The following is an 11741-nucleotide window of genomic DNA, read 5'->3' on the forward strand; positions in this document are numbered from 1 at the left end:
GCCGGTTGCGACGGCGCCGTCAGCACGCTGGCCCCGGCCGGGCCCGCCGCCGCGCAGATTGCCACGCTGTGGTGGGCGATGCTGATCGGGTCGGGGCTGATCACGGTCCTGGTCCTGACCCTGGCAGGGCTTGCCATCTGGCGCGGGCCGCGTTCCTCGGACGAGAGGCGTTGGACGATCTGGTGGGGCCTGGGCTTCAGCATGTCCGTCTTGGCCGTGCTTCTGGCCTTTGCTCTGCGCGCGGGGGAACGGATCATCGCGCGCGACGACGGCACCCTTCAGGTCCAGGCCGAGGCGCAGCAATGGGGTTGGCGCTTCGTCCAGCCGGGACCGGACGGGCCGGTCCAGACCGAGGGCGTGCTGTATGTCCCCGCAGGCCAGCCCTTCGACATCGTCCTGACCAGCCGCGACGTGATCCATTCCTTCTGGGTGCCGCAGCTTGGCGGCAAGATGGACGCGATCCCCGGCCACCGCAACGTCCACCGCCTGATGGCCGACGCGCCCGGCACGCATGAAGGGCTGTGCGCCGAGTTCTGCGGCATCGGCCACGCCGCCATGCGATTCGAGGTGGTGGTCTACGACCCCGCCGACCCGCCCCCCTTCGTTTCCGCCGAAAGCCTTCCATGACCGAAGATCCCCACGCCATCGCGCCGAACCCGCCCCAGAGGGCCCTGCCACTGCACCGGCAGATGGATCGGATCTGGTCGGACCTGCCGGGCTGGCGGGGCTCTGTCGCCTCGGTCAATCACGGCACGATCGGGCTGCGCTTCATGGCGACGTCCTTCCTGTTCTTCTCGATCGGCGGCGTGCTGGCGATGCTGATCCGCGCGCAGCTTGCGACCCGCGACGGGGCCTTCCTGGACACGCAGCTGTATAACCAGATCTTCACGATGCACGGCAGCATCATGATGTTCCTGTTCGCCATTCCCATGCTGGAAGGACTGGCGATGTGGCTTTTGCCCAAGATCCTGGGCGCGCGGGACATGGCCTTTCCCCGGCTGGGGGCGCTTGGCTACTGGTGCTATCTGTTCGGGGGGATCATCATCCTGTCCTCGCTGCTGTTCGGCGTGGCCCCGGACGGCGGCTGGTTCATGTATGTGCCCTTGTCGGGCAAGACCTATACCCCCGGCATCAGCGCCGATGTCTGGCTGCTGGGCGTGACCTTCGTCGAGATCTCGGCCATGGCTGCGGCGGTCGAGATCATCGTGACGATCCTGCGCCTGCGCGCGGCGGGTATGGCGCTGACCCGGATGCCGCTGATGGGCTGGTACATGCTGGGGACGGCCGCGATGATGCTGGTGGGCTTTCCGCCGCTGATCCTGGGGTCGATCCTGCTGGAACTGGAACGCGCCTTCGACTGGCCCTTCTTCGACGTGTTGCGCGGCGGCGACCCGATGCTGTGGCAGCACCTGTTCTGGCTGTTCGGCCACCCCGAGGTCTACATCATCTTCCTGCCCGCCGCGGGCGTCCTGTCCACGATCATCCCGGTCTTTGCCCGCACGCGGATCCTGGGCTATGGCGCCATCGTGGCAGCCATCGTGGGGCTGGTGTTCCTGTCCTTCGGGCTTTGGGTGCATCACATGTTCACGGTGGGCATCCCGCACATGGCGCTTGCCTTCTTCTCGGCCGCGTCGGCCCTGGTGGCGGTGCCGACCTCGGTCCAGATCTTTGCCTGGATCGGGACGATGTGGGCGGGCAGGGTGGACCTGCGCCTGCCGATGCTGCATGTCATCGGCTTCTTCGCGACCTTCGTGATGGGCGGCCTGACCGGTGTGATGCTGGCGATGGTGCCCTTCAACTGGCAGGCCCATGACACGCATTTCGTGGTGGCGCACCTGCATTACGTGCTGGTCGGCGGCTTTGTCTTTCCGATGCTGGCCGGGATCACCTACTGGATGCCGATGATCAGCGGACGCTTTCGCGTGCGGGCCCTGGGCGAGGCCGCCTTCTGGCTGATCTTCCTGGGCTTTCACGGTACCTTCTTCATCATGCACCTGACGGGCCTTCTGGGGATGCCGCGCAGGGTCGACCGCTATCCCGACAATCCCGAATGGGAATGGCTGAACCTTGTCTCGTCCATCGGGGGGATGGTCATGTCGGTGGGCTTTGCGCTGTTCGTGCTGGACATCGCGATGCAGTGGCTGTTCGGGCGGCGCAGCCACCGCAACCCGTGGAAGGCGCAGACGATGGACTGGGCGATGGCGCTGCCCGCGCCGTCCTACAACTTCGCCTCGCTGGCCGGGCCGGGCCGCCACGATGCAAGCGTGACGCTGCCCCTGGCGCGGGGCGAGGGGCTGCTGCCCGGCGCCCCCCGCGACCGCCGCGAGGTCTTGGTGACCGAACCCGGCACCGGCCGCCCGGACCATGTGGCCGTGCTGCCGGGCAACACCCGCCTGCCGATCTGGACGGCCGCGGCGATCGGCAGCTTCTTCCTGCTGATGCTGGCGGGGCTTTACTGGGCAACGCCGCTGGCGATCCTGCTGATCCTGTGGGCCGCCTGGCAATGGGGTGGCTTCATGGGCAGCAGGCGGGACGCTGAACCCCTGGCCGTGGCGCCGGGCCTTGCGCTGCACGAACACTGGCAGATGCGCAACACCCTGGCCTATAGCGGCACGGTGACGCTGCTGGTTGCGGATGCCACGCTTTACGCCTCGCTGCTGTTCGGGGTGGCCTTCCTGACGGTGATCGCGCCGAACTGGCCCCCGCCCGACAGCGGGCTGGGCTGGCCCGTGCTGCTGACCGGGGCCGCGGCCCTGCTGATGATGGGCCTGGGCCTGGTTGCCAGCCTGCTGGCCGAGGCGCAGCGCGCCGCCCCGCCGGGCCGCCTGGCGGCCCTGGCCGGCGTTGCGGCGGCGGGGCTGGCATTGCTGCTGCTGGCGGGGGTGGCCTGGCAATTCGACGATCCGACCCGCCATGCACGCGATGCGCTGCGCGCGGCCCTGCTGGGGTACGCGGGCTTCCACGGCGTCGTCACGCTGATGCTGGCGTTGCGCAGCCTGGCGGATGTGCGGCAGGGCCGGACCTCGGCGATGCGGCGGGGGGCGGCGCCGGTCTGGCAGTTGTTCCAGGCCTTCTGGCTGGGAACCTCGGCCCTGTCGCTTGGTGTCGTCGCCCTGCAGGAGATCGGCTGATGATCTGGATGGCGCGGGTGCTGGCTGGGCCGATCCTGTGGGGGGCGCTGTTTTCCGGGATCTATGGCCTGCACGGGCTGGGCTGCGGCCTGGACTGGCCGAATCGTGAAACGCCCCTGGGCGCGCTGCATCCGCTGGCGATGATCGGGGCCTGGCTTCTGGGGCTGGCGCTGCACGCGGCCCTGATCCGCTGGAACCGGGTGTCGGGCGACGCGCGGCAGGCGATGCTGGTCAGGGCCGGGAACTGGATCGGCGCCGTGGCAAGTGCCGCCACGCTGTTTCCGGTGATCGCGACCTCGACCTGCGGATGATCAGGGCTGCACCATCTGCGCCGCCGCCAGCCAAAGGGGCAGGCTGGCCGCCGCCAGAACCGTCTGCCAGGTGAAGATGTCGGCAAAGAACTCGGCATCGCCGCCCATCTGCCGCGCCAGGATGTATCCGGCCGAGGCACCGGGCGCCGCCGTGGCCAGCAGCCCGGATGCGATTTGGCTGCCGGGCAGCGACAGCATCAGCCCGCAGGCCAGGAAGATCGCCGGACACAGCGCCAGGCGCAGCGCGATGCCCGCCCACATCGCGGCGTCCGTCTGCCACAGGCGGCGCAACTCGATCCCCGCGCCGACGCTGAGTAGGCCCAGGGCAAGCGCACCTTGCCCCAGCCAGTCCAGCGGCGACATCGCCCAGTCCGGCAGGGCCACGCCTGACAGGTTCAGCAAAAGCCCCGCCGCACATCCCAGGACCAGGGGATTTCGCGCGATCTCGGACCCGATCCGGCGCATAGAGCCTGGCCCGGGACGGATTGCGTCTGCCCCCGGCAGCAGGGTCAGCGCCACGATGGCAGCGATGTTGAAGGCGGGGATCAGGAAGGCAAGCGCCACCGCCAGATCGCCAAGCGCCGCCGGTCCCAGCCCCTGCGCCGCCACCGCCAGGATCAGAAGCGAATTGAACCGCAGCGCCCCCTGGAACAGCGATGTCGCACGCCGATTGTCCAGCCCCAGCGGGCGGCGCAGCAGCAACGCCACCGCCCCCGTCAGCGCGAAGGCCACCGCCATCGCCCCAAGATAGCGGCCAAGCACCCCGACCGACAGTTCCGCGCGATAGATCGAGACCAGCAGGATTGCCGGGAACAGGACGCGAAAGCCCAACTGCTCGATCCCAGGCCAGCTTCCGGGGGCGATGATGCGCCAGCGGCGCAGCAGGTGCCCAAGCGCCACAAGCGCGATGACGGGCAGGATGGACAGGATCGGCTGCATCGGACCTTTGCGCAGTTCTTGCAGGGGCGCGTCCGGGGTTGTAGACCCGCGCCCAACGAAAGGAAACGCCATGTCGATCACCGAGGATCAGGCCCGCAAGGTCGCGCATCTGGCGCGCATCGCGGTCGATGACGCCGCCCTGCCGGCGCTTGCGCGCGAACTGAACGGCATCCTGCATTTCATGGAACAGCTGAACGAAGTGGACGTGACCGGGGTCGAGCCGATGACGGGCGTCACCCCCATGCGCCTGAAGCGGCGCGAGGATGTCGTGACCACCGGAGAGATGGCCGACAGGATCCTGTCCAACGCCCCCGACGCGCGCGAGGGCTTCTTTGCCGTGCCGAAGGTGGTGGAATGACCGATCTGAACAGCCTGACCATCGCCGACGCCCGCGACGCGCTGCGCAAGGGCGAAACCACGGCCGTCGAACTGACCGAGGCCTGCCTTTCGGCCATTGACGCCGCAGGCGCGCTGAACGCCTTTGTCCACCATACGCCCGACATGGCCCGCGACATGGCGCAGGCAGCGGACGCCCGGATCAAGTCGGGCGATGCGACGGCGTTGACGGGCATCCCCCTGGGCATCAAGGACGTCTTCTGCGTCAAGGGCGTGCCGTCGCAGGCCGCAAGCCGGATCCTGCAAGGCTTCCGGCCGGAATATGAATCCACCGTGACGCAGAACCTGTGGAACGCGGGCGCGGTGATGCTGGGCAAGCTGAACCAGGATGAATTCGCGATGGGCTCGGCCAACGAATCCAGCTGCTACGGCCCCGCCGTGAACCCCTGGAAGGTCGACGACCGGCAGTTGACGCCGGGCGGATCCTCGGGCGGGTCGGCGGCGGCGGTGGCGGCTGATCTGTGCCTTGCGGCGACCGGGACGGACACCGGCGGCTCGATCCGCCAGCCTGCGGCCTTCACCGGCATCGTCGGGCTGAAGCCCACCTATGGCAGGGTCAGCCGCTGGGGCGTGATCGCCTATGCATCGTCCTTGGACCAGGCCGGGCCGATGACAAAGACGGTGCGCGACGCGGCGATCATGCTGGGCGCGATGGCATCCGTCGATCCGCAGGATTCGACCAGTGCCGACGTGGCCGTTCCCGATTACGAATCCCTGCTGACCGGCGACATCCGCGGCAAGCGCATCGGCATCCCGCGCGAATACCGCGTGGAAGGGATGCCCCCGGAAATCGACGCGCTGTGGCACAAGGGCGCCGAGATGCTGCGCGACGCCGGCGCCGAGATCGTCGATATCAGCCTGCCGCACACGAAATACGCGCTGCCCGCCTATTACGTGATCGCGCCTGCCGAGGCGTCGTCGAACCTCGCCCGCTATGACGGGGTGCGCTATGGCCACCGCGCGAAGCTGGGTCAGGGCGACGGCATCACCGAGATGTATGAAAAGACCCGCGCCGAGGGCTTCGGGCTTGAGGTTCAGCGCCGCGTGATGATCGGCACCTATGTGCTGTCGGCGGGCTTCTATGACGCTTATTACAACCGCGCCCGCAAGGTTCGCGCCTTGATCAAGCGCGACTTCGAGAACGCCTTTGCCCAGGGGATCGACGCGATCCTGGCGCCGACCACGCCCACCGCGGCCTTTGGCATCGGCGCAATGGACAGCAGCGATCCGGTGCAGATGTATCTGAACGACGTCTTCACCGTCACGCTGAACCTGGCTGGGCTGCCGGGGATCGCGGTGCCCGTGGGTCTGGACAAGCAGGGCCTGCCGCTGGGCCTGCAGATGTTCGGCAAGCCCTTCGAGGAAGGCGAGTTGCTGAACCACGCGCTTGTCCTGGAACGCGCCGCCGGATTTGTGGCAAAGCCCGATCGCTGGTGGTAGGGTCGCCCCAGTGGCATATCCAGGAGGCGTGATGCGCGGCTGTCTGATCCTTTCGGTGCTGGCGCTTGCCGGCTGTGGCGAACACCTGGGCTGGAACCCGAACTACAATTTCGGCCCGACCCGCTACGGCGAATACCGCGCCGCGCGCGAGGCTGCCTTGGTGACGGCCGCCGAACCGCCGCAGACCATCCCCGTCGCGCGCCCCTTCTACGCCCCGACCGCCGCCGAAATCGCTGGCCAGAGCCCCGTGCCGATCCCGCCCACGATGGGGGTGAACCGCGTCCGCGTGGTCAAGAAGGTCCAGACTGCGCCTGCGCCGCGCGCGAACGCCCCGGTGGTGATCGTTCCCCAGTCCATGCGGGCGGGCGACCAGCCCCCGCTGTGAGCGAGGGCTTTCCCAGCCCCAACCACGGCGACCGCCGGGGTCAACGCCCCGAACTGGTCGTGCTGCACTATACCGGCATGGCCGACACGGCCGAGGCGCGCGCGCGGCTGTGCGATCCCTTGGCCGAGGTCAGCGCACATTGGCTGGTCCATGAGGATGGCCGTGCCGAGGCCCTGGTCCCCGAGGATCGCCGGGCCTGGCACGCGGGTGCGGGGTCCTGGCAAGGGCGCGACGACGTCAATTCCCGCTCCATCGGGATCGAGATCGCCAATCCCGGCGACCGCCCCTTTCCCCTGCGCCAGATGGACGGGCTGGCCTGCCTGCTGCGTCAGGTCATGGCCCGCTGGCAGATTGGCCCCGGCAGCGTGATCGGCCATTCCGACATGGCCCCCGGCCGCAAGATCGACCCCGGTCCCCGCTTCGACTGGACCCGCCTTGCGCACGAAGGCCTGGCGCTGCCGGCGGGGCAGGGGTTCGACCTGCCGCTGGCACCCAGCCTGGACCGCATCGGCTATCCGCAGGTGGACCAGGACATCCGCCTGGCCGCCTTTCGCCTGCGTTTCCGCCCCTGGGCGCAGGGCCCGCAGGACGAGGCCGATCGCCGTTGCGCGGCCTTCGTGGCAGCTTCGGCGCCTGCGCAGCATCCCGTTGTTCGCGCCTGACAACCTGTCCGAAACCGGCCTATTCCGGCCCGCGAAGTTTTTTGTCCGGCAGCCGAAATTTCCGCTTGCACCCCCCCGCAGCTTTGCCTAAACACCGCCCCACGCCACCCGGGAAAGACGGGCAGCGCGAAAAAGTGGCCCGTTCGTCTATCGGTTAGGACGTCAGGTTTTCAACCTGAAAAGAGGGGTTCGACTCCCCTACGGGCTGCCACTTCCGCATTCAATTGACTGTATCTGTGCAAGGGCCGGCGCGCCGCCGCCGATAACCTGGCGACGGCTAGGGTTATTTTGTTCTGTGGCCTGTAAAAGCCGTAGTACAGCAGAACAGTAGAATTGTTAGCGACTGCTAGTAGGCGTGATCTTCACCGGCACCCAAGTCGAGCCAGGCTTACTTGTGGGCGGCATCGGCTTATTGTCTGGTACCGTCGTGTAGTTCGGTCTCTTGCCTCCACGCGGACCTTGTTCCTGGAATATTCCGCCATTGTTGCCGGAGCTTTGACCAGGCTTTTTTCCAGCCATCTCTCTAGTCCTTCTTTATCCACAGTTCCTAGTAATTCTCAGGGGGTAAATCTGTGGAAGGTTGAAGCACCTATTGCGCCAGTCCGTAATCGGTAGACACTTGACCCGATAGACCAAGGAATGGCGTGCCCCGCATGGTGCATTGAGGTGCGGGGCGGCCGGGGCGCGAAGTTGCAGCTTCGCGCCCCACCCAATCTTGTCAGCTACAGCCGCTTGTTCCGCCGCAGGTGTTGCACTTCATGCAGGTTCCGTTGCGGACCAGGGTATAGTTTCCGCATTCGCCGCAGGGATCGCCTTCATAGCCCTGCATCCGGGCCTTCGTGCGCAGGTCGATCGCTGCGCCGCCGTCGCCCGCAATGATCGCGGTGGTCGAGACGCCCGATTGCAGCACCATCAGATCCTGGGGCAGGCGCTTGCGCAGGTATCCCGCGCTGCTGATCTGCTTCAGCATGGTCAGGGACTTCAACTCGGCCTGTTCGCTGACGGGGGCGACGTTCAGGCCCTCGCGTTCGCCTCCGCCCATGTCGTCGAAGCGGGCGCCTTCGGGTTTGACATGCGCAAGGTCGGTGCGGTCCAGATAGGACACAGCCAGTTCCCGGAAGACATAGTCCAGGATCGAGGTCGCGTTCTTGATGCTGTCATTGCCCTGCACCATGCCCGCCGGCTCGAAACGGGTGAAGGTGAAGGCGTCCACGAACTCCTCCAGCGGCACGCCGTATTGCAGCCCGACGGAAACGGCGATGGCGAAGTTGTTCATCATCGCCCGGAAGCCCGCGCCTTCCTTGTGCATGTCGATGAAGATCTCGCCCAGCTTGCCGTCGTCATATTCGCCGGTGCGCAGGTAAACCTTGTGCCCGCCCACGACCGCCTTCTGGGTATATCCCTTGCGGCGCTGCGGCAGCTTTTCGCGGTGGCTGCGGACGGCCTCCTTGACGATGATCCGCTCGACGATCTTCTCGGCGATGACGGTGGCCTTTTCCTGGGCGCTGCCGGTGGCGAGGATCTCCTCGGCCTCCTCGTCATCCTCGACCAGGGCCGAGGCCAGGGGCTGGGACAGCTTGGAGCCGTCGCGGTAAAGCGCGTTGGCCTTGATGCCCAGCGACCAGGACAGTTCATAGGCCGCAAGCGCATCGGCGATGGTCGCGCTGTTGGGCATGTTGATCGTCTTGCTGATCGCGCCCGAGATGAAGGACTGCGCCGCCGCCATCATGCGAATATGGCTTTCGACCGACAGGTAGCGCTTGCCGGTCTTGCCGCAGGCGTTGGCGCAGTCGAAGACGGGCAGGTGTTCGGCGCGCAAATGAGGCGCGCCTTCCAGTGTCATGGTGCCGCAGACATGGTCGTTGGCCGCGTCGATCTGGGCGTGGGTGAAGCCCAGGTGGCGCAAAAGGTCGAAGGTGGGATCGGCCAGCTTGTCGGCGGGGATGCCCAGCGTGCCCTTGCAGAAATCCTCGCCCAGGGTCCACTGGTTGAAGACGAAGCGGATGTCGAAGGCGGTGGCAAGCGCCGCCTCGATCTTCTCGATCTCGGCCAGGCCGAAGCCATGGCCGGCAAGCGCGGTGTGGTTGATGCCGGGGCAGTTGCCAAGCGTGGCGTGGCCGACGGCATGGGCCACGATCTCCTCGACCTGCGCGGGGGCATAGCCGAGGGTCGCCAAGGCAGCGGGAACCGACTGGTTGATGATCTTGAAATAGCCGCCGCCCGCCAGCTTCTTGAACTTGACCAGGGCGAAGTCGGGTTCGATCCCCGTGGTGTCGCAGTCCATGACCAGGCCGATGGTGCCGGTCGGCGCGATCACCGTGACCTGGGCGTTGCGGTAGCCGTGATCCTCGCCCAGGGCCAGGGCCTGATCCCAGGCCTGGCGCGCGATGGCGACAAGGCGGGCATCGGGGCAGTTGTCGCCGTCCAGTTCCACCGGGGCCACGTTGACGCCCTCATAGGCGCCGGTGCCATGGGCCGCCGCGCGGTGGTTGCGGATCACCCGCAGCATATGACCGGCGTTCTGCGCATATCCGGGGAAGGCGCCCAATTCCGCCGCCATCTCGGCGCTTGTCGCATAAGCCACGCCGGTCATGATCGCCGTCAGCGCGCCACACAGCGCGCGGCCCTGGTCGCTGTCGTAACCCAGGCCCATGTTCATCAAGAGACCGCCAATATTGGCATAGCCCAGACCCAGCGTGCGGAAGTCATAGGAACGCTGCGCGATCTCCTTCGACGGGAACTGCGCCATCAGCACGCTGATCTCCAGCGTGACGGTCCATAGCCGGGTGGCGTGGACATAGGCATCGGCGTCGAAGCGCCCTTCGTCGAAGAAGGTCAGCAGGTTCATCGAAGCCAGGTTGCAGGCCGTGTCGTCCAGGAACATGTATTCGCTGCACGGGTTGCTGCCCCGGATCGGCCCGTCCTCGGGGCAGGTGTGCCAGGCGTTCACCGTATCGTGGAACTGGATGCCGGGATCAGCGCAGGCCCATGCGGCATGGCCGATCTGGTCCCACAGCTCGCGCGCGCTGACGGTCCTGGCGACCGTGCCGTCGGTGCGGCGGATCAGTTCCCAAGGCGCATCGTCGCGCACGGCCTGCAGAAAGGCATCCGTCACCCGGACCGAGTTGTTCGAGTTCTGGCCCGAGACGCTGACATAGGCTTCCGAATCCCAGTCCGTGTCATAGGTCGGGAATTCGATGCTGTCGAAGCCCTGGCGCGCGTATTGCAGCACGCGGTTGACATAGGTTTCGGGGATCATCGCGCGCTTGGCGGCGCGGATCGCGGATTTCAGGCCGTCGTTTTTCGCCGGGTCCGTCTCGCCGTCGCCCGAACGGATGGCGGCGAAGATGTCGTTCAGCCGCGCCTCATGCGCCTTGGATCCGGCGACAAGGGATGCGACCTTCTGTTCCTCGATGACCTTCCAGTTGATGAAGGCCTCGATATCGGGGTGATCCATGTCGCAGATCACCATCTTGGCCGCGCGGCGCGTGGTGCCGCCCGATTTGATCGCGCCCGCCGCGCGGTCGCCGATCTTGAGGAACCCCATCAGGCCACTGGACTTGCCGCCGCCCGACAGCCGTTCCCCTTCGCCACGAAGCGAGGAGAAGTTGGTGCCGGTGCCCGAGCCATACTTGAACAGCCGCGCCTCGCGGACCCACAGGTCCATGATGCCGCCTTCGTTCACCAGGTCGTCGCTGACCGACTGGATGAAGCAGGCATGCGGCTGGGGATGTTCATAGGCGCTGTCGGATTTCACCAGCTTGCCGGTCTTGTAATCGACGTAGAAATGCCCCTGCGACGGGCCGTCGATGCCGTAAGCCCAGTGCAGCCCGGTGTTGAACCATTGCGGGCTGTTCGGCGCTGCCATCTGGCGCGCCAGCATGAAGCGCATCTCGTCGTGATAGGCGCGGGCGTCTTCTTCGTTGGAAAAATACCCGCCTTTCCAACCCCAATAGGTCCAGGCGCCAGCCAGCCGGTCAAAGACCTGCCGGGCGCTCGTCTCTCCGCCGTAGCGCTGGTCGGCAGGCAGGGCGGCCAGGGCATCCTCGTCCGGGATGCTGCGCCACAGGAACTCGGGGACGCCCTTTTCCTTGACGCGCTTCAGGCAGGCCGGAACGCCCGCCTTGCGGAAATACTTCTGGGCGATCACGTCGCTGGCGACCTGGCTCCACCCTGCGGGGATCTCGACCTGGTCGTTGCGGAAAACGATCTTGCCGTCGGGATTGCGGATTTCGCTGGTCGTGGTCGTGAAGCCGATGTCGCCATAGGCGCCCCATTGGGGGGTGGTGAAACGCCGTTCGATCTTCATGCGCGTGGCCCTTTCATGTCCTCGTCCCTCGATCCGCGACCTGCGCCCGGCAGCAGTGTGCCAACCCCATCCGGCAATGCGAAAAGGGTGCAGGCAGATGCCCGCCAGCGTCGGTTGCAGAGGCGTCGGCCCTTGGGGGTGGTCGTTCTAGGTGCCACCACATCTAGT

At 66.7% G+C, this 11741-nt stretch carries 9 protein-coding genes and 1 tRNA gene; 8 read left to right on the forward strand and 2 right to left on the reverse strand.

The features are described 5' to 3' along the window. Positions 1 to 78 precede the first annotated feature (78 nt). Genes FIU66_RS03575 through FIU66_RS03585 form a run of 3 tightly spaced genes read left to right on the forward strand, consistent with a single transcriptional unit; the run spans position 79 to position 3442 of the window. Positions 79 to 627, forward strand: coding sequence for a cytochrome c oxidase subunit II (locus FIU66_RS03575; RefSeq protein WP_240544726.1), 549 nt, complete (start codon positions 79 to 81; stop codon positions 625 to 627). Then, positions 624 to 3131, forward strand: a complete 2508-nt coding sequence (ctaD, locus tag FIU66_RS03580) for a cytochrome c oxidase subunit I (protein WP_167621432.1) — start codon at positions 624 to 626, stop codon at positions 3129 to 3131. Before FIU66_RS03575 ends, ctaD begins: the two co-directional genes overlap by 4 nt. Next, positions 3131 to 3442, forward strand: a complete 312-nt coding sequence (locus FIU66_RS03585; protein WP_167621433.1) for a hypothetical protein — start codon at positions 3131 to 3133, stop codon at positions 3440 to 3442. The genes ctaD and FIU66_RS03585 overlap by 1 nt, the downstream gene beginning before the upstream one ends. On the opposite strand, the gene FIU66_RS03590 is transcribed toward FIU66_RS03585, so the two are convergent. Beyond that, positions 3443 to 4381, reverse strand: coding sequence for an AEC family transporter (locus tag FIU66_RS03590; protein ID WP_167621434.1), 939 nt, complete (start codon positions 4379 to 4381; stop codon positions 3443 to 3445). A gap of 70 nt (positions 4382 to 4451) precedes the next feature. On the opposite strand from FIU66_RS03590, the gene gatC reads away from it, so the two are divergent. The 5 genes from gatC (at position 4452) to FIU66_RS03615 (ending at position 7475) form a co-directional block, all read left to right on the forward strand. Then, the gene (gene gatC, locus FIU66_RS03595) at positions 4452 to 4739 is read left to right on the forward strand and encodes an Asp-tRNA(Asn)/Glu-tRNA(Gln) amidotransferase subunit GatC (RefSeq protein ID WP_167621435.1); all 288 of its coding nucleotides are present in this window, start codon (positions 4452 to 4454) and stop codon (positions 4737 to 4739) included. Beyond that, positions 4736 to 6217, forward strand: coding sequence for an Asp-tRNA(Asn)/Glu-tRNA(Gln) amidotransferase subunit GatA (gatA, locus tag FIU66_RS03600; RefSeq protein WP_167621436.1), 1482 nt, complete (start codon positions 4736 to 4738; stop codon positions 6215 to 6217). The genes gatC and gatA overlap by 4 nt, the downstream gene beginning before the upstream one ends. 31 nt (positions 6218 to 6248) lie before the next feature. Next, on the forward strand, positions 6249 to 6602 hold the full coding sequence (locus tag FIU66_RS03605) for a hypothetical protein (RefSeq protein ID WP_167621437.1): 354 nt from the start codon (positions 6249 to 6251) through the stop codon (positions 6600 to 6602). Beyond that, on the forward strand, positions 6599 to 7264 hold the full coding sequence (locus FIU66_RS03610) for an N-acetylmuramoyl-L-alanine amidase (protein ID WP_255432326.1): 666 nt from the start codon (positions 6599 to 6601) through the stop codon (positions 7262 to 7264). Before FIU66_RS03605 ends, FIU66_RS03610 begins: the two co-directional genes overlap by 4 nt. A 136-nt stretch (positions 7265 to 7400) precedes the next feature. Continuing rightward, positions 7401 to 7475: transfer RNA gene (locus FIU66_RS03615), tRNA-Glu, on the forward strand. Between the two features lie 507 nt (positions 7476 to 7982). On the opposite strand, the gene FIU66_RS03620 is transcribed toward FIU66_RS03615, so the two are convergent. After that, positions 7983 to 11573, reverse strand: coding sequence for a vitamin B12-dependent ribonucleotide reductase (locus FIU66_RS03620; protein ID WP_167621438.1), 3591 nt, complete (start codon positions 11571 to 11573; stop codon positions 7983 to 7985). Positions 11574 to 11741 lie beyond the last annotated feature (168 nt).

The organism is Paracoccus sp. AK26 (genome assembly GCF_011801365.1).
Taxonomy (GTDB): Bacteria; Pseudomonadota; Alphaproteobacteria; order Rhodobacterales; family Rhodobacteraceae; genus Paracoccus; species Paracoccus aerius.

Excerpts from the sequence above, each read along its gene's own strand:
- FIU66_RS03575 (WP_240544726.1), top strand. The coding sequence starts at position 79 with ATGCTGATCGGGTCGGGGCTGATCACGGTCCTGGTCCTGACCCTGGCA.
- ctaD (WP_167621432.1), top strand. The coding sequence starts at position 624 with ATGACCGAAGATCCCCACGCCATCGCGCCGAACCCGCCCCAGAGGGCC.
- FIU66_RS03585 (WP_167621433.1), top strand. The coding sequence starts at position 3,131 with ATGATCTGGATGGCGCGGGTGCTGGCTGGGCCGATCCTGTGGGGGGCG.
- FIU66_RS03590 (WP_167621434.1), bottom strand. The coding sequence starts at position 4,381 with ATGCAGCCGATCCTGTCCATCCTGCCCGTCATCGCGCTTGTGGCGCTT.
- gatC (WP_167621435.1), top strand. The coding sequence starts at position 4,452 with ATGTCGATCACCGAGGATCAGGCCCGCAAGGTCGCGCATCTGGCGCGC.
- gatA (WP_167621436.1), top strand. The coding sequence starts at position 4,736 with ATGACCGATCTGAACAGCCTGACCATCGCCGACGCCCGCGACGCGCTG.
- FIU66_RS03605 (WP_167621437.1), top strand. The coding sequence starts at position 6,249 with ATGCGCGGCTGTCTGATCCTTTCGGTGCTGGCGCTTGCCGGCTGTGGC.
- FIU66_RS03620 (WP_167621438.1), bottom strand. The coding sequence starts at position 11,573 with ATGAAGATCGAACGGCGTTTCACCACCCCCCAATGGGGCGCCTATGGC.